The organism is Bifidobacterium hominis (assembly GCF_040095915.1).
Taxonomy (GTDB): Bacteria; Actinomycetota; Actinomycetes; order Actinomycetales; family Bifidobacteriaceae; genus Bifidobacterium; species Bifidobacterium hominis.
The window spans coordinates 24,776-44,234 of the sequence record NZ_JBBMFR010000005.1 but is presented as its reverse complement, the minus strand read 5'-3'; the positions used below and the strand labels follow the sequence as shown (position 1 = coordinate 44,234).

The window sequence follows — 19,459 nt, the reverse complement described above, 5'->3', positions numbered from 1 at the left end:
GCATGGTTTGGCTTGGCATTGATTTGGGTGATGCTAGGGTCGGACTCGCATTGTCTGACCCCGGCATCACCCTCGCACACCCTGCAGGCAACATTCAAGTCTACGGGGATTCATTTCGCGCATTGGATGAGGTCGTTGACGTCATCGAAGACGAATCAGTCGACCATGTGGTAGTCGGGTTGCCGTTGCTGCTAAGCGGAGAAGAAGGCAGAAGCGCGAAGAAGGCACGTCGGTGGACTGTTAACCTTGAGAGAAGACTGCGCGCCGCGGTGGAGGATGATGAATACTCGTTGACGCAAGTTCCAACTATCGAATTGGTTGACGAGCGACTGACCACGGTGACTGCGCATCATCAGCTGTTCGATGCGCAAATCGGTGGACGTGGGCATCGTCCGATGGTCGATCAACAGTCAGCGGTGGTGATACTGCAGACAGCAATCGATAGAAGAGAGAGGCAAGAGGAGAGAGACCTGTGACCGATAATCTCGATGATTTTTTCTCCGATAACGCGCAATGGGTGGATTCGTCGGATAGCACATCCTTCAACTCGGCAATGCCTCCGCAGCCGCCGAAATCGCGTAGGGACATGCGTCGTCGCAGAAAACAAAAGCGTCGTCGTCTGTACCTCACGATTATTGCCTCACTTGTGGTAGTTGTTCTGATCGGTGTCGGCGTATTCTTCGGAGTACGTGCGTTGAAACATTGGAAGGCCGCGAACGAAGCGAATTCGCAGAGCCAAATCGAGGATTACACGGGATCAGGCGATAAGGAAGTGACCTTTACCGTAGAATCCGGCCAAGGCCCCGCTGAAATCGCTGAGAACCTTGTCAAAGCGAAGATCGTCAAGTCCGCTGCCGCGTTTACTTCTGCGGTAAGCGGGGCCTCGGCCACGTTGTATCCGGGATCGTACGCTTTGAAGACACATATGAAGGCATCCGACGTGGTCAAGATTTTGTCTGACCAAAGCAAGGCCGGAGGCTTCGCCGAAGTCAAGGCCGGTGAGCGCGTGTCTGATGTCATCGCGAATGCGGCACAGGCATCGGGCATAGATGTTTCGGAATTCCAAGCCATCATAGATGGTGGGGGATCGGGAATCCTTCCTGAAGAAGCCGGTGGCAAATTCGAAGGCTGGCTTGAGCCTGGCGCCTACAATGCGCAGAACAAGTCCGCTAAGGATATTATCAAGAGCATGGTCGATGCGCGCATCGCCAAGTTGGATGATTTGGGTGTGCCAACCGGCAGCGAACGTGAAAGCATTTTGATCATCGCGTCCATTGCTGAATCTGAAGTGGGCAGTGACAGATACTACGGGCAGGTCGCAAGGGTTATTCTCAACCGTATCGACAGTGACATGGCACTCGGTATGGACACGACTGTCGCCTATGGTCTAGGCATTTCCGCGAGCCGTCTTACCGATGACCAGCTGAACGATGACAGCAATCCGTACAATACCCGCATTCACAAGGGGCTGACGCCTACGCCAATCAGCAATCCGGGAGACGACGCCATCAAGGCATCCATCAATCCTCCGGAAGGCAAGTGGATGTATTTCGTCACCACCAATCTGCAAACCGGCGAAACAAAATTCGTCGAAACGGAAGACGAGTTCTGGAAGATTCGCGACGAGTATAAGAACAACAACGAAAACGCGAACTGATCAGAACATAACGCCAACTGCAATGCCTATCGCCCCGGTCGCCACAATCGCCGGGGCGAATGGCGTTCTACCGGCGTAAGAAGTATGCTTTTGCGGATCAAAACGTGTCCATAGGGCAATCCAGCACAAGCCGACCACGCCGACGGCAAGCCACCAAGACACTACGGCGAACAGACCGAACATGCCGACGGCCAAACCCATAAGCAACGTGGTCGTGACGTCGCCAAATCCCAACGAGCCGGGTTTCACTAAAGCAAGAGCGCATTGCAGCGCCGCCGACAGCGCGGCGAAGAGCAGTGCCTGCAGCGCCAAGAATAGTGCGTTGGCATAGAGCGCGTATATGAGGTTTACGATAATCTGCACTACGCATCCTGCGGCGACCCATGTGCGCGGGATGCGACGTGAACGGATGTCTTCAACGCTGACGGCTAGTCCACAGAGCAGACTCGGCAGGCAAATCATGTACCACATACCGTTAAGATAGTCCACTAGTTGCATTCGGAAGAAAAGGAGTTGGCATGTTGCGCTGGCAGACAGCAGGTGAATCGCACGGCGAGGCGCTTGTCGCCATGATCGAGGGGCTGCCTGCGGGCGTCCACGTCACTACGGAGGATATTGTCGGCGCGTTGGCGCGTCGTCGTCTTGGATATGGCCGTGGCGCACGTATGAAGTTCGAGCAGGACAAGGTTCGTATGCTTACCGGCGTGCGTTTCGGTGAGACCATCGGCTCTCCGGTGGCCATTGAGATCGCCAACACCGAGTGGCCGAAGTGGACCGAAGTGATGAGCGCCGATCCGCTTGATCATGAGATTGCTCGTGAGGGGCGCAATGCCCCGCTGTCCCGCCCGCGCCCGGGGCATGCTGACCTGACTGGCATGCGCAAATACGGTTTTGATGACGCTCGTCCGGTGCTGGAACGTTCTTCCGCACGCGAGACGGCTTCTCGTGTGGCGCTGGGCGAGGTTGCCAAGCAGTTCCTGGAGCAGACATTCGGCATCCGCACCGTTTCACATGTGCTCTCCATCGGCGGCGCGGGCATTACCGATCCGCAGCAGGTCACGCTTCCTAAGCCGGAGGACCTTGAAGCATTGGATGCCTCTCCGGTACGTACGCTTGACAAGGAAGCGGAAAAGCAGATGATCGCCCGCATCGATGAGGCGAAAGAGAACGCCGACACGTTGGGCGGTGTGATTGAGGTCGTGGTGTACGGCGTTCCTGCGGGCGTCGGTACCTATGTCGAGTCGGATCGCCGTCTTGATGCGGCTTTGGCAAGCGCCGTGATGGGCATTCAGGCCATCAAGGGTGTGGAAATCGGTGACGGTTTCCTTGAAGCCATGCGTCCTGGTTCTCAGGCCCATGATGAGATGGTGGTGGGCGAGGACGGTCGTATCTCCCGTCTGAGTAACCGTGCCGGTGGTATCGAGGGTGGCATGTCGAATGGCCAGCCGATCGTGGTGCGTGCGGCCATGAAGCCAATTCCGTCCATTCCGAAGGCGTTGCGAACCGTTGATGTGACTACAGGCGAACCGGCGCAGGCCATCAACCAGCGTTCCGACAACACCGCGGTTCCGGCGGCCGCGGTTGTGGCCGAGGCAATGGTGCGTCTGACCATCGCGCAGTATGTGCTTGAGAAGTTCGGCGGCGACTGCGTTGCCGAGACCAAGCGCAATGCCGAACAGTACATTGCCTCCTGGCCTGAGCATATGAGGTGATTCGTTTCATGGCTGGTATGCGCAGGCCTGTCGCCGTGATCATCGGCATGATGGGCGCGGGCAAAACACGTGTCGGCAAGGAAGTGGCGCGGATGATGAATCTGCCGTTTGCCGATGCCGATAATGAGATCGAACATGATGCGGGAATGCGAATCCCCGAATATTTCGAAAAGTACGGCGAGCCGGAATTTCGTGAGCTGGAAAGCGATGTTGTGCTTGACATGCTTGAGGATTTCGATGGCATCTTTTCCTTGGGCGGGGGCGCGCCGATGACACCTTCCATCCAGGAGGGATTGGCGAGATACGTTGCGTCTGGTGGCAAGGTCGTGTATTTGATGGCTGATCCGGAAGAGGCCATGGAGCGCGCGAATCGTGGTGGAGGTCGTCCGATGCTCAACGGCGATGCCAATATGCGTTGGAAGAAACTTTATAAGGAACGTGATCCGGTGTTCAGGCGCGTGGCGAACGTGCATGTGGGCACACGCGGCCAGTCTCCGCAGGCGGCTGCGAGAAAGCTGATGGAAATGATTGATCAACGTATAGTACATGTCACCGGTTCCACCATCGAACCGTACGATGTTCGTATCGGCGAGGGTGTGATGGGACAGCTTGCACAGGTTTTGGGCAGCAAGCCCGTCAAGGTGGCGCTTATCCACACACAGCCGGTGCAGCGTCATTCGGATCGTGCGCGCACGCTGCTTCGGCAGGCGGGCTATGATGCGTACGACATTATCATTCCCGATGCGGAGGCTGGAAAGACCATCGAGGTAGCCAACGGTATTTGGCAGCGTTTGGGCGATGAGGGTTTCACCCGTTCCGATGCGATCGTCGGCCTTGGCGGTGGAGCGGCAACCGATTTGGCTGGTTTTGTGGCAGCCACATGGATGCGTGGCATTCGCTATGTGAACTGCCCGACATCGCTGCTTGCCATGGTTGACGCTTCGACCGGTGGCAAAACTGGCATCAATACGCCGCAGGGAAAGAATCTGGTCGGTTCGTTCTACACTCCGGCCGGAGTGCTCGCCGACCTGAAGTCGCTCACATCGTTGCCGAACGACATTTTCATCGAGGGTTTGGGTGAGGTCGTCAAGTCCGGTTTCATCATGGATCCGGAAATTCTGCAGATTCTCGAGGATTATGCCGATGAACTGCGTGCCTTCGACGGGTCGACGTTCCTGGATTCCGATTTGAAGGATGTGGTCGCGGAGCTGATCGAACATACCGTGAGCGTGAAGGCCTACCATGTGTCCGCCGATCTTAAGGAGGCGGGACTGCGAGAATTCCTGAACTATGGGCATACTCTCGGCCATGCCATCGAAAAGCTTGAGCATTTCCGTTGGCGTCATGGCAACGCGGTGGCGGTCGGATGCGTGTATGCGGCCGAACTGTCGCATCTTCTGGGATACATCGATCAGGATCTTGTGGACTACCATCGTTCGCTGCTGGGCTCGCTGGGCTTGCCCACGTCTTGGAACAACGGTACGTGGGACGATGTGCTCGCTTTAATGCATCGAGACAAGAAGGCCCGCGGCAACAAACTTCGTTTTGTGGTGCTTGACAGGATTGGGCATCCGATTCATCTTGAGGATCCACCCGCGGATGCCGTCGAAGAGGCGTTCCGCCGCATTCAGCAGTAATAACAGGGGAGTTTGAACATGACTAAAGTAGTAGTCGTCAATGGACCGAATCTCGGTCGTCTTGGCGTGCGACAGCCCGACGTGTACGGCAAGCAGGATCTTGAGACCCTGCGCGAGTTGTGCACGCAGTGGGGTTCGGAACTCGGGCTTGACGTGGAGGTCCGCCAGAGCGATGACGAGGCCGAGATGATCGGCTGGATGCATCAGGCCGCCGACGAGAAGACGCCCATCGTGATGAACCCCGCCGCATTCACCCATTACTCCTACGGTCTTGCGGACGCCGCCCACATGGTGATTGACGAGGGTCTGCCGCTGATGGAGGTGCATATATCCAATCCGTCCGCGCGCGACGAGTTTCGCAAACGCTCCGTGATTTCACCGGTCGCCACCGGCACTATCACTGGCATGGGCTTCTACGGATACAAGCTCGCTTTGGACGCCGTCGCGCACCTGCTGGAAGCTAAGTAACGTTTTTCGAGTTCTGATTGGGACTGCCCAAGCAACGCAATACATGCCGGATGCTTTCCGGTAGGCATCCGGCATCCACCGGGGCCACCGATCCGTCCGATCCTGATGCGAACCAGAAAGATGACGAGACACTACCGGATGATAGAAGCGTCACCATCTACTGCAAGCCTGCCGACTCCAGCTGGAAGAGCCCGAAGACAGGTCCGCCATCACGGGTTTCGTATTGGCCACGGTGACTTTTGACATAGCATTCGCATTCGCGGCTTCCCACAGAAAGAAGAACTGAATCTGATTGACTGACTGTATTTCCTACTTTTGCTAGGCGGGATCATCGAAGAGACGATGGTCCCGCATTTTCGCATTGAAGAAACACGCCGCGTCTTATGCCGCTGATAGACTGAAGTTCCATGGTTAGAAGAACACATGGCAATTCTCAAGAGCACGTTACCAAGCATATTTTTGTCACCGGTGGCGTTGTTTCCTCTCTCGGCAAAGGCCTGACCGCATCCTCCCTTGGTCGCCTACTTCGTAGCCGTGGCATCAAGGTTTTGCAGCAGAAGCTCGATCCGTACATCAACGTTGATCCGGGCACTATGAATCCGTTCCAGCATGGTGAAGTCTATGTCACCGAGGACGGCGCCGAAACCGATCTCGACATCGGCCACTATGAGCGTTTCCTTGACGTGTATCTGAGCCAAAAGGCGAACGTCACCACCGGCCAGATCTACCAGGAAGTGCTGCGCAAGGAACGCGCCGGCGAATACCTTGGACAGTGCGTGCAGGTCATCCCGCACATCACCAACGAAATCAAGTCCCGCATGCGTGCGCAGGCGTCCGATGACGTCGACGTGATCATCACCGAAATCGGTGGCACCGTCGGCGACATCGAATCCCAGCCGTTCCTGGAGGCCGCGCGTGAGGTCCGCCGCGATCTGGGCGCCGAAAACTGCATGTTCGTGCACGTCTCCTTGGTGCCGTACATTGCTGCTGCCCATGAGCTCAAGACCAAGCCGACCCAGCACTCCGTCATGATGCTGCGTCAGCTCGGCATCTCCCCGGATGCCCTGGTGTTGCGTTCCGACCGTCCGCTGAACCAGTCCATCAAGGACAAGATCTCCCTGATGTGCGACGTGGATTCCGAAGGCGTGGTCAACTGTGTGGACGCCCCGAGCATCTACGACGTGCCGAAGACCCTGTTCGACGAAGGCCTCGATGCCTATGTCGTGCGCGAACTCGGCCTGCCGTTCCACGATGTCGATTGGGACGAGTGGGAGGACCTGCTGGAGCGTGTGCACCACCCGAAGCATGAGGTGAACATCGCCATCGTCGGCAAGTACATCGATCTGCCGGATGCCTACCTGTCTGTTACCGAAGCCATCAAGGCCGGTGGTTTCGCCAACTATGCCAAGGTGAACGTCAAGTGGGTCGCCGCCGATAAGTGCGAGACCGAGGAGGGTGCGGCCGCCGCGCTCGACCAAGTCGACGGCATTGTCGTTCCCGGAGGCTTCGGCATCCGCGGCATCGACGGCAAGATCGGCGCCCTGAAGTTCGCCCGTGAGAACAAGCTGCCGGCTCTCGGCCTGTGCCTCGGCCTGCAGTCCATGGTCATCGAATACGCCCGCCACGTCCTCGGCTTGGAGGACGCGAACTCCACCGAGTTCGAGCCCGATTGTGCGACCCCGGTCATCGCAACCATGGAGGAGCAGAAAGACATCGTCGCTGGCAATGGTGACATGGGACACACCATGCGTCTTGGCTCCTATCCTGCTGAGCTTGAAGAAGGTTCCATCGTTGCGGAACTGTACGGCACCACGCATGTCACTGAGCGCCATCGTCACCGTTACGAAGTGAACGTGGCATATAAGGACCGTCTGCGTGAAGCGGGTCTGCGCATTTCCGGCCAGAGCCCGGACGGCGAACTCACCGAGTTCGTCGAACTTCCTCGCGAAGTGCACCCGTTCTATGTGGCCACTCAGGCTCATCCTGAGTTCAAGTCCCGCCCGACCAAGCCGCACCCGCTGTTCGCAGGTCTAGTCAAGGCTGCTCTGGACCACCAGCAGGAGCGCTAAATCGACGAATTGTGATTAACGTCGGATAACCCGATATGCAACATGGTCATGAGTCCAAAGGAGTTCATGACCATGTTGCATAATAGGGGCCTGGCCTTGAATTACCAACAAGACGTATTCGTAATGAAAAACCTTTACGAGGGAGCATGAGCTTGAACGATATGGATTCTCCGGAAAGCGGCAACGGTAAGTTCGCCTTCCCAAACATGGGCGATGACCCAAAAGTCATCTCGCAGGTGAGCTTGGATTCGTTTGCCGAAACGGCCGATCCCATTGATGATGGCGCAGCGTTGACTGTGAATGCCAGCAAGAAGCGCCACCTGTTGTGGCTGTGGATTGTTCTCGCGGTGATGCTTCTTCTCGGTGTCGTGTCCGGCGGCGGATACTGGTTCTTCCAGTCACATGCGTTGCCAGGTGTCACGCTCTGGGGCAAGTCCATGACAGGACAATCCCGAGATCATATCATCCAAGAGATTTCCGATACGGCGGAATCATTGACGGTTCCCGTTTCCTATGAGGGAACGAGTAAGAAAGTCACGTTGAAGGATCTTGGCGTCGCCATTGACGCGGAGTCCATCGCCGAAAATGTGATGAACGCGAAACGTAACGATTCCTTTTTCCAGAAGTATGCATTCTGGACCCGTGAGGATGTCGACGTCGAGTCTTTCGACGATTCTCGAGTCAGTGCCCAGACGGTAGGTGACATGTTGGGAGTGCAGTCCGTGTCCGCCACCAACCCGTCGCTACAGCTCAACGCGGATGGTACCGCCTTCGATGTGACGCCAGGCCAACAGGGGACTGGTATCGATGTGACGGATATCGTCAAAGAAGCCAAGAACGTGCTTGAGTCCTTCGGCAAGCAGACCGCTCAAATGGTGACTCTTAAAAATAAGGTTACTGATCCCGTCATCACGGATGACCAAGCCAACGAGGCCAAGGCTTCTGCTGACGCGTGGATAGCGAAGCCGGTGGCTATCAAAATCGGCGACCATAAAGTGGCGGAATTCGGCGCGCAGTCCATCGCATCGGCCATCACGCTTGGACCGGATAGTGAGAAGCTCGGCAATAATCAAACCCGAAATGGCTCTTTGATCATCGACGGGGACAAATTGCAGCAATACTATAATGATTCCATCAAATCGAACTTCCATGCGGATCGAGTTGACGGTGATGTCATCGTTAATAGTGTCGGTGATGTGCTGCAAACCAATGTAGCTGGGCATGATGGCATAACTGTTTCTGATGGTGGTGACACCAATGTTGGCCGTGATGCCGCTGAGGCGTTTGCCAAAGGCTCTGATTCAGTAAATATCCAAGGCACTTGCGACCCACAGAATGAGAAAAAAACCACACGTACCGTGGTGGTCAGCTTGTCTTCGCATACCGTTACAGCCATTGAAAATGGGCAGACCGTCCGTGTCATGCATATGTCTGCCGGTCAGGGCAACGATTATCAGACGGGCCAGTGCCAGCCGAGCGGCGACTTGTGTACGCCAACCTACTGCGATCCGAACTCCTACGACAACTGTACGCCTGACGGCGACTTCAAAGTGTGGCTCAAATACCAATCTCAGAACATGAGTGGCTCGCTTACCCTATCGAACGGAAGCACCGAGAAGTGGGATGTCAAGGATGTTGGATTCGTCAACTACTTCTCAAAGACCGGATGTGCGATTCACCGCATCGCCACCCAGAGCGCGTTCAACGACAGCAGCATTCAAGCTATGGGGAAGAACACATCCCATGGTTGCGTCGGCGTCGGCTGGGATCAGGCCGAATGGTTCTACAATTGGTGCCTAATGGGAACGACGGTTCACGTTCAGGCCTGATTCGCGGGCTATCGACAGAAAGACGCAAAGGCGGAAGACTGATGTTCGGCTTCCGCCTTTGCGCTATGTAAGATAAATCACGACAAATCATTGCCGAATAGCGAAAGGGGTGCTAGTGTTTCACCCCACGTTCTGTTAGGTTGTCATAAGTACAAACGAGTGATTGGAGGCAGCGTACGGTGGCAGAGAACCAAGCGCCCAATGCCGCAGCTGACGTGGAGATGAGCCAATATGTGGCTGATCGCACGCGAGTGAACGAAGATAAAATCAAGCAGGATGACGAAATCATCCAGCAGTTCGGCGACTATACGTACGGATGGCATGACACGGATTTCGCCGGAGAAGCGGCAAAAAAAGGCATTGACGAGAACGTCGTGCGCGCCATTTCCGCAGATAAGAACGAGCCGGAATGGATGCTGGAAAAGCGATTGGAAGGCTATCGCGATTTCATCAACCGTCCGATGCCTCAATGGGGTGTCGATCTGAAGGATTTTGACGCCGACGATTTCAAGTATTACGTCAAGCCGATCGACAAGCAGGCCACGACCTGGGAGGAATTGCCTGATGAGATCCGCACGACGTATGACAAGCTTGGCATTCCGGAAGCGGAAAAAAGCCGTCTTGTCTCCGGCGTCGCGGCACAGTATGAATCCGAAGTCATCTACAACTCGATCCAGAAGGATCTCGAAGACCAAGGCGTGATTTTCGTCGACACCGACACTGCGGTGCAGAAATATCCGGAAATCGTCAAGAAGTATTTCGGCAAGTGCATTCCAAGCAACGACAACAAATTCTCGGCATTGAACACCGCCGCATGGTCCGGTGGATCGTTCGTCTACGTGCCGAAAGGTGTGCATGTCGATATTCCGCTGCAGGCATACTTCCGTATCAACACGCCGAACATGGGTCAGTTCGAACGCACGTTGATTATTGCCGATGAGGGATCGTACGTGCATTATGTGGAAGGCTGCACCGCGCCGATCTACTCGACCGATTCGCTGCATTCCGGCGTAGTGGAGATTTTCGTTGAGCCACATGCCCGCGTGCGCTACACCACCGTGCAGAACTGGTCGAACAACGTCTACAATCTGGTGACGCAGCGTGCCTACGTGCGTGAAGGCGGCACTATGGAATGGGTCGATGGCAACATTGGTTCTAAGGCAACCATGAAGTATCCGGCCTGCATTCTTGCCGAGCCGTATGCGAAGGCCAGCACCATGTCGCTTGGCTTCGCAGGTAAGGGCCAGTATCAGGATACCGGTGCGAAGATGATCCACCTTGCACCGCACACCAGCTCCACCATTGTGGCGAAGTCGATTTCCCGCGGCGGTGGACGTTCCGCGTATCGTGGTCTCGTCAAAATCGTCAAGGGTGCCGAAGGATCGTCCAACTCGACGGTATGCGATGCACTGCTTGTCGATGAGTTCAGTCGCTCCGACACCTACCCGCATGTGGACGTGCGCGAAGACGATGTTTCCATGGCACATGAGGCTACGGTTTCCAAGGTTTCCGAAGACCAGCTGTTCTACCTGATGAGCCGCGGTCTTTCCGAAGACGAGGCCATGGGCATGATCGTGCGAGGCTTCGTGGAGCCTATCAGCCGTGAGCTGCCGATGGAATACGCGCTTGAACTGAACCGACTGGTTGAACTGCAGATGGAAGGATCGGTGGGCTGATTACCATGGCACAAACTCAGGAAATCAACATTCCCGTCGCGGATCCGAACGATCCGTATGCGAATCCGGCAGCCATGCCATCTTCGGCGGATCGCTCGCCGCGTTCATTCGATGTGGACGCATTCGAAGTGCCCGACCGCAAGCAGGATGATTGGCGTTATACCCCTGTGGAACGCGTCGAAGAGTTCTTTGAACCGTTTACGCCGTCGAACGAAACCCAGATTGCCGTCACTATGATCGACGGCACGGCTCTCACTGAAGGCGTGACCTATAGCGAAGGCAAGCCGGGAGACGCCGATACAGGCATTGTTTCCAAGCCTTGCGATCGCGTGTCCGCGGTGCAATGGAATTCCACATCCCGTGCTGGAATTCTGCGCATTGAGGGTGAAATCGAGCAACCAGTACTTGTCAAGGTGCATGGTGCCGGAACCGACTTGGATGCTTTCCATTTGGTGATCATCGCAGCTGACCGCGCCCACGCTGATGTTGTTGTGGAGCATGACGGCGATGCACGTATCGCCGAAGGCGTGGAGATCCTCACAGGTAAGGACTCCCATGTGTCCACCACATTCATTCAGGAGTGGAACAAGGGATCCAAGCATGTGGGCAACCAGCGCATCCACATGGGAGAGGGCGCGTCCCTGCGTCATTCCGTGGTCACGCTCGGCGGCGACGTTGTTCGAATCCGTATGGATCAGGATTTCGGCGGCGGCCAAGGCGATCTCAATATGCTGGGTATCTACTTCGTGGATCCGGGCGAGCATATCGAACATCGCACCATGGTTGTGCACAACTATCCCGAATGTAAGAGTCGTGTGGTATATAAAGGCGCTCTTGACGGCAAGGACGCGCACTCCACATGGGTCGGCAACGCGCTGATCGCTCCGACCGCGCCGGGTACTGACTCGTATGAGCTCAACCGCAATCTGGTACTTACTCCGGGCGCGATCGCCGATTCCGAACCGAATCTAGAAATCGAAAACGGCAACATCATCGGAGCTGGACATGCCTCTTCCGTCGGTCGTTTCGACGATGAGGAGCTGTTCTATCTGCAGTCCCGTGGCATTCCGGAAACCGAAGCCCGCAAACTTGTGGTGCGAGGCTTCTTCGGCGAACTCGTCGAGGAAATCGGCATTCCCGCAATCAGCGAACATCTCATGAACGTTATCGATATGCGCCTGGCACGCGGCGAGAATGACGCAATCGCCCAGGTGTTGGAAGAGAAGTAGAACGTAGGAGCGAAAACCATGTCAACTCTTGAAATCAAAGATCTGTACGCCCACGTCGAAACCAAGGACGGCATCAAGCCGATCCTCAAAGGCGTGAACCTGACCGTCAACTCCGGCGAAACCCATGCCATCATGGGACCGAACGGATCCGGCAAATCCACGCTGGCATACACGCTGGCGGGCCATCCCAAGTACGTGGTCGATTCCGGACAGGTGCTGCTCGACGGCGAAGACATCCTCAAGATGACTCCGGACGAGCGAGCCAAGGCGGGTATCTTTCTGGCCATGCAGTATCCGGTCGAAGTGCCGGGTGTGTCGATGACCAACTTCCTGCGCACCGCAAAAACCGAAGTCGACGGCAAGGCTCCAGCCATCCGTACCTGGACCAAGGAACTGTCTGAAGCGATGAAACGCCTGAAGATGGATCCGAAGTTCGCCACCCGTTCCGTGAACGAGGGTTTCTCCGGCGGTGAGAAGAAGCGTGCCGAAGTGCTGCAGCTCGAGCTTCTCAAGCCGAAGTTCGCCATCCTTGACGAAACCGACTCCGGTCTGGATGTCGACGCGTTGCGTATCGTCTCCGAGGGTGTGAACCGCGCCAAGGAAGCCAGCCAGTTCGGCATCCTCATGGTCACGCATTACACCCGAATCCTCAAGTACATCAAGCCGGATATCGTGCATGTGTTTGCGGCCGGCCACTTCGTCAAGACTGGTGGTCCTGAACTGGCCGACGAGCTTGAGGAATCCGGCTATGACGCATACCTGCCGGAAGGTGCCGATTCCGAAAGCGCGCTGGCATGACCGGTTTCGCGGCGATCCGTAGGGAATTTCCGATTCTCAATCAGAAGATTCACGGCCATCAGCTCGTTTATTTGGATTCCGCGGCGACTTCTCAGAAGCCGCAATGCGTGATCGACGCCGAAAGCGATTTCTATCGCACCATCAACGCCGGTGTGCATCGTGGAGCGCATGAACTTGCCGCACGCAGCACCATGGCGTTCGAGGAGGCGCGTGCCAAGGTGGCGCGTCTTGTCGGTGCCAATGCGGTTGAAGGCGAGGAGGAAATCGTCGTCACTTCCGGCGCCACGGCAGGATTGAATCTGTTGGCGACCGCCTTCGGTAACGCATCCCAGGGGCGTGGGGGAGAAGCGGCACGACGTTTCGCTGTGAAGCCGGGAGACGAGATCGTCGTATCCAAAGCTGAACATCATTCTGTGTTGCTGCCATTCCAGGAACTTGCCGCACGTACCGGAGCGACATTGAAATGGTTTGATCTGGACGATGAGGGACGAATCCTTGCCAACACCGCAGATGAGGTAATCACCGAGCGCACGAAGATCGTGGCCGTCACCCATGTAGGCAACACCACTGGTGCCATCACCGATATTGCGCCGATTGTGAAGCGTGCGCACGAGGTGGGCGCAGTGGTTGTGCTTGACGCATGTCAGTCCGTGCCGCACCTGAAGATCGATTTGCACGCATTGGACGTGGATTTCGCCGCATGGAGCGCGCATAAGATGTACGGTCCAACGGGCGTCGGCTTCCTATATGGCAAGCGTGAGATGCTCGAAGCGTTGCCTCCGGCGAATTTCGGCGGATCCATGGTGGAACTTGCCTGGATGGATCAGGAAGCGCAATACATGGCACCCCCGGCACGTTTCGAGGCGGGCACACAGCCAGTTGCCCAAGTCGTCGCAGCAGGCGTTGCAGCCGAGTGGCTAATGAACATTGGCATGGAAAACCTTGAAGCCCACGAACGCGTTATCGCAGGAGAACTGCTCAAGATGGGGCAGATCGAGGGTGTACGCATTCTTGGACCGCATGCCAACGAGCAACGTATCGGTACGGTTGCTTTCGAAATCGAAGGCGTTCACCCGCATGACGTCGGCCAGTTCATCGATGCGCAAGGCATCGCCATCCGTGTCGGTCACCATTGTGCGCAGCCGGTGCACCGCCATTTCGGTGTATATGCGTCCAACCGTGCATCCAGTGGCATCTACAACTGCGTCGAAGACGCACAGGCGTTGGTTGAGGCGTTGAAGAAGGTCCGTCCGTTCTTTGGAGTTAAGTAGCACATATGAGTGATTTTGCATTGTCTGGCGACGATCTCGAGCAGATGTATCAGGAGGTCATTCTCGAAGCCTCAAAGAATCCGCATGGCAGGGAGCATTTCGCTCCGGATCTGGCTTCTGAACATGCTTCCCAATCGGGAAACGCTACGGTTCAGGCGGTTCACGAGTATTGCACTCCTGGCGAGTCCCATCAGTTCAATCCGACCTGTGGAGACGAGGCCACCGTGCACGTGGAGGTTTCCGACCAGGAGCCGCATGTTATCGAACGATTGGTGTGGGACGGTCATGGTTGTTCCATTTCACAAGCCAGCCTTTCGGTGATGGTCGACCTTGTGGAAGGCAAAACCGTGGATGAGGCCATGAACTTGGCTAATACCTTCCATAAGCTCATGGAATCGCGTGGCAAGGGACTGGATGATGAATCCGCGGAAGAATCCCTTGAGGACGGCATCGTTTTCCAAGGAGTTTCCAAGTATCCGATGCGTATCAAATGCGCATTGCTTGGTTGGGAAGGCATGAAGGATTCCGTGGCTAAGGCGTTGTCTGCGAAGGCGTGACAAGCATCTTTCCGCAAGTGGATCGGTGTTTCGTGCATTGTGCCTACAGTGAACGAAACACCGTCGACAAACTCCAGCCAACACGATAGGCTACTCAACAGGATATACTCAAATCAAATATGGAGCGACAATGAGCGATACCTTGGTCCCAGAACCGCAGGCCTCGATTTTCGATTCCGTTGCCAAGGCATTGGGCAATGATGAAGCCGCTGCGCGTCGCGTCATGCTTAACCCTAATCTCGCCAAAGGATTCAAGGACGGCAAACCAGTGGAAATCGAACACGAGAACATCAAGCAGGATGCTTGTGGCTGTGGCAATCAGGCCGGAGCATGCGGCTGTTCCGAGGAGCAGGATGACGGCATCGCATTGAAGGCCGTCGATGATATCGGACGTGCGACCGCCGCTGATGTGAAGGAAGCACTACATCAGGTCATTGATCCGGAACTCGGCATTGACGTGATTGATTTGGGCTTAGTATACGGCATTGAAATCGATGAGCTTGGCCGTGTCATCATTACGATGACGCTGACCACTCCGGCATGCCCGCTGACCGATTTGATTGAAGACGAGTGCGCAAGCACCCTTGCAGGCCTCGTTGAGGAATTCCGTATCGATTGGACATGGCAGCCGCGTTGGAGCATGGAAAAGATTACTCCGGAAGGACGCGAACAGTTGGCTGCGCTTGGCTTCAACTTCGATAATCTTCCGAAATACTGACAGTATAGCGACATAAAAACGACATAAAAAAGCGTGCTCCCGACGCTGGGAAGCACGCTTTTGTTCTGTGTGCGGCAGAACGTCAGTCGTCGACCACAGTACCCTTCGGCACCACAGTGATGCCTTCCGGCGTGACGGTGAAGCCACGAGCCAGATCATGTTCGGTATCGATACCGACGGTCGAATTCTCGGTAAGCACAACATTCTTGTCGAGAATCGCCTTGTAGACGCGTGCTCGACGATTGATGGTCACGCCGTCGAACAGAATCGAATCGACGACCTGCGACCACGAGTGGATACGTACGTTCGGTGAAAGCACGGAATGGTGCACTTCGCCGCCCGACACGATGACGCCGGGGGAGACGATCGAATCGGTGGCGTGTCCAAGACGGTCACGCCCGGCATGCACGAACTTTGCAGGCGGCAGATTGCCGGACAGTGTGTAGATCGGCCATTCGGTGTTATACAGGTTGAACTCCGGCACATAGGAGATCAGATCCATATGTGCATCGTAGAACTGCTTCAGAGTACCCACGTCGCGCCAGTAGGCATGATCGGTCGGCGTCGCTCCCGGAATCTCGTTGGAATTGAAGTCGTAGACGCCGGCCTCATTGCGAGCCGCGAAGTACGGAGCGATGTCGCCACCCATATCATGCTTGGTGTCTTCGGCCTTTTCGTCGAGCGCCAGAGCCTCGAACAGGGCGTCCGTGTTGGCAACGTAATTACCCATGGAAGCGAGGATGGAGTTCGGATCATCCGGCAGACCAGTCGTGGTCTGCGGCTTCTCCTGGAAGCTTTTGATCATGCTCGGGTGTTCCGGATCAACCTCGATCACGCCAAACTGGTTGGACTGGCTGATCGGCTGGCGAATACCCGCCACCGTGAACTCCGCGCCGGATGCGATGTGCTGCTGCACCATCTGCTGGAAGTCCATACGGTAAACGTGGTCGGCGCCGACGATCACCACAATATCCGGCTGCACGTCTTCGATGATGTTGATGGTCTGATAGACGGCGTCGGCGGAACCGAGATACCAGTGCTTGCCGAGACGCTGCTGGGCGGGAACAGGGGAGACATAGTTGCCGAGCAACGGCGAGAAACGCCACACTGTGGAAATATGGCGATCAAGCGAATGGGACTTGTACTGGGTGAGCACCACGGTCTGCATGTAGCCGGAATTGACCAGATTGCTCAACGGGAAGTCAATCAGTCGGAACACGCCGCCGAATGGAACAGCCGGCTTTGCTCGGTCCCTAGTCAAAGGCATCAGACGGGTGCCTTCACCACCTGCAAGCACGATGGAAAGAATTTTCGGATTCTTCGCCATGAGAACTCCTCTCCTAGAGCGTCGTTATGACACCGCACACATTGGTGGTCTGCATCATCGCAAACCGCTTACGCACTCAATAATTGCATATTTTTTGCAACATGCAAGGAGTTTGCACCGCGAGTCTTGAAAATTTGCGGATTGTTTTAGCGAACAGCAGTTGAATAGAAGGCTACGGCGCTCGAAGCGGCAACGTTAAGACTGTCCACTCCGTGGCTCATGGGAATCTTCACCGTCAGGTCGGCACGGGAGATGGTGTGATGCGACAGGCCATCGCCTTCAGTGCCGAAAATCAGCGCCAACTTATCGATATGGTCTTTTTCGTCGTCGGCATTGTTCAAGCGGCGAACGAGTTCTTCCAACGAAATGGAGTCGTCCTCAAGAGCCATCGCAACGGTCGTGAATCCAAGATCGTGCAATTCCTGCATGCCGGCGAACGGCCAGTAATGCTTATCATCTCCGCCGATGCGTGTCCACGGAATCTGAAACACCGTGCCCATCGACACGCGGGCGGCGCGCCGATACAGCGGATCGCCGCAAGAAGGCGTTACCAACACGGCATCGACATCCAACGCGGCCGCGGAGCGCATAAGCGCGCCGACATTGGTGTGGTCAACGATATTCTCCATGACCGCGACGCGGCGTGCCCCTTGGCAAACTTCTTCGACGCTGGGCAAAGGCCAACGTTTCATCGCAGCCAACGCGCCTCGGTGCAGACGATAGCCGGTCAGCTGCTTGAGCTGTTCGGGGGAGGCCACGTACACGGGAATGTCGGTGCCCCATCGGTTGTCGATGAGCGCGAAGGTTCCGGCCATGCCTTCAATCCACGGTTCTTCGACCAGCAGCGATATCGGCTCTCGGTTGGCGGCAAGCGCCCTGTCAATGACTTTCGGCGATTCCGCGATGAACAGGCCTTTGCTGGGTTCAAGCTTGTTGCGAAGCTGGATTTCCGTGAGATTTGTGTATGCCGCCACGCGCTCGTCGTCAATGGAATCAAGATGGATGAACTGCATGTGACCGATCTTTCACCGAATAGCTTTTCAGATACAAGAAAACCCCTTGTCTCCAAGGGGTTTTGCTGGTGTCCGGAGCGGGACTTGAACCCGCACGCCTGTATAAATAGGCACTAGCACCTCAAGCTAGCGCGTCTACCATTCCGCCACCCGGACAGGTGCGTTGCTCAACGGCAACGAAAGAAAACTATAGCAGATGCTTGGCGTGATGCAAGTCTCGGCGTGTCGCGCGGAATTCCGCCATTGGTATCCGAGGTGCTGGTAGTCTCTGAAACTATGACTGATGCCCTTTTTCTGCTTGATACGGAACATGATGATGTGCCTGTGAACAGCGATGAGCTGAACGCCGGATGGAAATTGACGTTGCCTCAATCGGTGCGTCGCCACGCCATTCAGGCCATGCGCCTGAAAGACGGTGATGAGCTGCAACTTTCCGATGGTAGGGGATTGCGCATCCATGCAGTGCTGTGCGACGCGCAGCAGGGAATCGCGCAAGTGTCGAGCTTCGGCAAGGAACCGCAACCCATCACCAAACTCGCTTTGATTCAGGCGTTGGCCAAAACAGGGCATGATGAACAGGCCATCGACACGGCAACGCAGATCGGTGTGGACGAGGTAATTCCATGGCAGGCCGATCGTTCCATCGCCAAATGGAAGGTGGGGCGTACCGACAAGAAGTGGAGGCAAGTGCTTGAGGCGGCCACCGAACAATCGCGACGTTCCTGGACGCCTGAATTGGGTGAGTGCGTGACCAGCAAGCAGCTGGTCGCCATATGCAAACGTGCCTGCGTGCACGGCGATATGGTAATCGTGCTGCACCAGGATGCCACCAAGACCTGGAGCCAGTTGGAGGAGTCGATCGCGGCGCTTTCCGACAAGTGTCTGCAAGACGGGCGCCAGCGTACCGTGTACGTGGTGGTCGGGCCGGAAGGCGGTATCGGCGATGCGGGAATTGAGTCTTTCACCAACGCCGGAGCCGAAGTATGCGTGCTCGGAAGCAACATTCTGCGGGCGTCCACGGCCGGTCCGGTCGCATTATCGTTGCTCGCACGGGCGTTGGGACGTTTCGTTTGATGCCACACGTCGGCGATTTGCCGTGGATTATCCCGGTTGCGCAATAGCATGGTCATGGAGGTTTCCCAGCATTAAGGAGCATTATGAGCGACAAGGATTGCCTGTTCTGCAAGATCATCACAGGAGAGATTCCAAGCGAAAAGGTGTATGAGGACGATACCACCTACGCGTTCAAGGACATCAATCCGAAGGCCAAAGTCCACGTGCTTGTGGTGCCTCGCGAGCATTATGCGAACGTGGCCGAGCTTGCGGCGGCCGATCCGCAGCAGCTTGCCCACATGGCTCAAGTTGCGCAGAACATCGCCGATAAGGAATTCCATGGCGCCTTCCGGCTGATCTTCAACACCGGGATTGATGCGGGGCAAACCGTATTCCATGTGCATGCTCATGTGCTGACCGGTGAAAAACTCGACGAGTAACTTTC

Annotated in this window: 18 protein-coding genes and 1 tRNA gene; 15 read left to right on the top strand and 4 right to left on the bottom strand. The window is 56.0% G+C overall.

Features of this window, described 5'->3' with window-relative positions; translation table 11 throughout:
• Window positions 1-2: 2 nt before the first annotated feature.
• Window positions 3-476 carry a Holliday junction resolvase RuvX gene (gene ruvX / locus WMO36_RS04885; RefSeq protein WP_099570654.1) on the top strand — a complete coding sequence of 158 codons (474 nt, stop codon included), beginning with the start codon at window positions 3-5 and terminating at the stop codon, window positions 474-476.
• Window positions 473-1,657: an endolytic transglycosylase MltG gene (mltG, locus tag WMO36_RS04880; RefSeq protein WP_099570653.1), complete on the top strand. Its 1,185-nt coding sequence runs from the start codon at window positions 473-475 to the stop codon at window positions 1,655-1,657. Before ruvX ends, mltG begins: the two co-directional genes overlap by 4 nt.
• On the opposite strand, the gene WMO36_RS04875 is transcribed toward mltG, so the two are convergent.
• Window positions 1,658-2,128, bottom strand: coding sequence for a prepilin peptidase (locus WMO36_RS04875; protein WP_180753453.1), 471 nt, complete (start codon window positions 2,126-2,128; stop codon window positions 1,658-1,660).
• A 47-nt stretch (window positions 2,129-2,175) separates the two neighbouring features.
• On the opposite strand from WMO36_RS04875, the gene aroC reads away from it, so the two are divergent.
• The 11 genes from aroC to WMO36_RS04820 all read left to right on the top strand — a co-directional run bounded on the left by aroC (window position 2,176) and on the right by WMO36_RS04820 (window position 15,621).
• Complete coding sequence (gene aroC, locus WMO36_RS04870; protein WP_349077006.1) at window positions 2,176-3,369, top strand: chorismate synthase; 1,194 nt, start codon at window positions 2,176-2,178, stop codon at window positions 3,367-3,369.
• Between the two features lie 17 nt (window positions 3,370-3,386).
• On the top strand, window positions 3,387-5,006 hold the full coding sequence (locus WMO36_RS04865) for a bifunctional shikimate kinase/3-dehydroquinate synthase (RefSeq protein ID WP_250778866.1): 1,620 nt from the start codon (window positions 3,387-3,389) through the stop codon (window positions 5,004-5,006).
• A gap of 18 nt (window positions 5,007-5,024) precedes the next feature.
• Complete coding sequence (locus WMO36_RS04860; protein ID WP_294448041.1) at window positions 5,025-5,474, top strand: type II 3-dehydroquinate dehydratase; 450 nt, start codon at window positions 5,025-5,027, stop codon at window positions 5,472-5,474.
• Between the two features lie 407 nt (window positions 5,475-5,881).
• On the top strand, window positions 5,882-7,543 hold the full coding sequence (gene pyrG, locus WMO36_RS04855) for a CTP synthase (protein ID WP_099570649.1): 1,662 nt from the start codon (window positions 5,882-5,884) through the stop codon (window positions 7,541-7,543).
• A 146-nt stretch (window positions 7,544-7,689) separates the two neighbouring features.
• Complete coding sequence (locus WMO36_RS04850; protein ID WP_099595781.1) at window positions 7,690-9,372, top strand: L,D-transpeptidase family protein; 1,683 nt, start codon at window positions 7,690-7,692, stop codon at window positions 9,370-9,372.
• Between the two features lie 221 nt (window positions 9,373-9,593).
• On the top strand, window positions 9,594-11,048 hold the full coding sequence (sufB, locus tag WMO36_RS04845) for a Fe-S cluster assembly protein SufB (protein ID WP_099571143.1): 1,455 nt from the start codon (window positions 9,594-9,596) through the stop codon (window positions 11,046-11,048).
• Between the two features lie 5 nt (window positions 11,049-11,053).
• Window positions 11,054-12,277: a Fe-S cluster assembly protein SufD gene (gene sufD, locus WMO36_RS04840; protein WP_099570647.1), complete on the top strand. Its 1,224-nt coding sequence runs from the start codon at window positions 11,054-11,056 to the stop codon at window positions 12,275-12,277.
• Window positions 12,278-12,295: 18 nt separating this feature from the next.
• Window positions 12,296-13,075 (top strand): Fe-S cluster assembly ATPase SufC, encoded by a 780-nt coding sequence (gene sufC, locus WMO36_RS04835; RefSeq protein ID WP_099595780.1) that lies wholly within the window; start codon window positions 12,296-12,298, stop codon window positions 13,073-13,075.
• Entirely contained in the window at window positions 13,072-14,346 is a 1,275-nt protein-coding gene (locus WMO36_RS04830; RefSeq protein WP_291802187.1) for a SufS family cysteine desulfurase, read from the top strand. Before sufC ends, WMO36_RS04830 begins: the two co-directional genes overlap by 4 nt.
• Before the next feature lie 5 nt (window positions 14,347-14,351).
• Window positions 14,352-14,903, top strand: a complete 552-nt coding sequence (gene sufU / locus WMO36_RS04825) for a Fe-S cluster assembly sulfur transfer protein SufU (protein ID WP_099570644.1) — start codon at window positions 14,352-14,354, stop codon at window positions 14,901-14,903.
• Between the two features lie 130 nt (window positions 14,904-15,033).
• Window positions 15,034-15,621: a metal-sulfur cluster assembly factor gene (locus WMO36_RS04820; RefSeq protein WP_349077003.1), complete on the top strand. Its 588-nt coding sequence runs from the start codon at window positions 15,034-15,036 to the stop codon at window positions 15,619-15,621.
• 82 nt (window positions 15,622-15,703) lie between these two features.
• Here the strand turns inward: WMO36_RS04820 and glgC are convergent, their stop codons facing one another.
• The 3 genes from glgC to WMO36_RS04805 all read right to left on the bottom strand — a co-directional run bounded on the left by glgC (window position 15,704) and on the right by WMO36_RS04805 (window position 18,117).
• The gene (gene glgC, locus WMO36_RS04815) at window positions 15,704-16,948 is read right to left on the bottom strand and encodes a glucose-1-phosphate adenylyltransferase (RefSeq protein WP_349077001.1); all 1,245 of its coding nucleotides are present in this window, start codon (window positions 16,946-16,948) and stop codon (window positions 15,704-15,706) included.
• Window positions 16,949-17,094: 146 nt separating this feature from the next.
• Window positions 17,095-17,961, bottom strand: a complete 867-nt coding sequence (locus WMO36_RS04810) for a TrmH family RNA methyltransferase (protein ID WP_234737721.1) — start codon at window positions 17,959-17,961, stop codon at window positions 17,095-17,097.
• A gap of 66 nt (window positions 17,962-18,027) precedes the next feature.
• Window positions 18,028-18,117: transfer RNA gene (locus tag WMO36_RS04805), tRNA-Leu, on the bottom strand.
• 120 nt (window positions 18,118-18,237) lie between these two features.
• Between WMO36_RS04805 and WMO36_RS04800 the strand changes: the two genes are divergently transcribed.
• Both WMO36_RS04800 and WMO36_RS04795 read left to right on the top strand, forming a co-directional pair.
• Complete coding sequence (locus tag WMO36_RS04800) at window positions 18,238-19,035, top strand: 16S rRNA (uracil(1498)-N(3))-methyltransferase (RefSeq protein WP_349076999.1); 798 nt, start codon at window positions 18,238-18,240, stop codon at window positions 19,033-19,035.
• A gap of 83 nt (window positions 19,036-19,118) precedes the next feature.
• Window positions 19,119-19,454, top strand: coding sequence for a histidine triad nucleotide-binding protein (locus WMO36_RS04795; protein WP_099595775.1), 336 nt, complete (start codon window positions 19,119-19,121; stop codon window positions 19,452-19,454).
• Window positions 19,455-19,459 lie beyond the last annotated feature (5 nt).

Bases quoted from the DNA above. Each gene is read 5' to 3' on its own strand.
- WMO36_RS04860 (WP_294448041.1), top strand. From the start codon at position 5,025: ATGACTAAAGTAGTAGTCGTCAATGGACCGAATCTCGGTCGTCTTGGC.
- WMO36_RS04875 (WP_180753453.1), bottom strand. From the start codon at position 2,128: ATGTGGTACATGATTTGCCTGCCGAGTCTGCTCTGTGGACTAGCCGTC.
- aroC (WP_349077006.1), top strand. From the start codon at position 2,176: ATGTTGCGCTGGCAGACAGCAGGTGAATCGCACGGCGAGGCGCTTGTC.
- sufD (WP_099570647.1), top strand. From the start codon at position 11,054: ATGGCACAAACTCAGGAAATCAACATTCCCGTCGCGGATCCGAACGAT.
- sufU (WP_099570644.1), top strand. From the start codon at position 14,352: ATGAGTGATTTTGCATTGTCTGGCGACGATCTCGAGCAGATGTATCAG.
- WMO36_RS04850 (WP_099595781.1), top strand. From the start codon at position 7,690: ATGAGCTTGAACGATATGGATTCTCCGGAAAGCGGCAACGGTAAGTTC.
- WMO36_RS04830 (WP_291802187.1), top strand. From the start codon at position 13,072: ATGACCGGTTTCGCGGCGATCCGTAGGGAATTTCCGATTCTCAATCAG.
- sufC (WP_099595780.1), top strand. From the start codon at position 12,296: ATGTCAACTCTTGAAATCAAAGATCTGTACGCCCACGTCGAAACCAAG.
- WMO36_RS04800 (WP_349076999.1), top strand. From the start codon at position 18,238: ATGACTGATGCCCTTTTTCTGCTTGATACGGAACATGATGATGTGCCT.
- WMO36_RS04865 (WP_250778866.1), top strand. From the start codon at position 3,387: ATGCGCAGGCCTGTCGCCGTGATCATCGGCATGATGGGCGCGGGCAAA.
- WMO36_RS04820 (WP_349077003.1), top strand. From the start codon at position 15,034: ATGAGCGATACCTTGGTCCCAGAACCGCAGGCCTCGATTTTCGATTCC.
- ruvX (WP_099570654.1), top strand. From the start codon at position 3: ATGGTTTGGCTTGGCATTGATTTGGGTGATGCTAGGGTCGGACTCGCA.
- pyrG (WP_099570649.1), top strand. From the start codon at position 5,882: ATGGTTAGAAGAACACATGGCAATTCTCAAGAGCACGTTACCAAGCAT.
- sufB (WP_099571143.1), top strand. From the start codon at position 9,594: ATGAGCCAATATGTGGCTGATCGCACGCGAGTGAACGAAGATAAAATC.
- WMO36_RS04810 (WP_234737721.1), bottom strand. From the start codon at position 17,961: ATGCAGTTCATCCATCTTGATTCCATTGACGACGAGCGCGTGGCGGCA.
- glgC (WP_349077001.1), bottom strand. From the start codon at position 16,948: ATGGCGAAGAATCCGAAAATTCTTTCCATCGTGCTTGCAGGTGGTGAA.
- WMO36_RS04795 (WP_099595775.1), top strand. From the start codon at position 19,119: ATGAGCGACAAGGATTGCCTGTTCTGCAAGATCATCACAGGAGAGATT.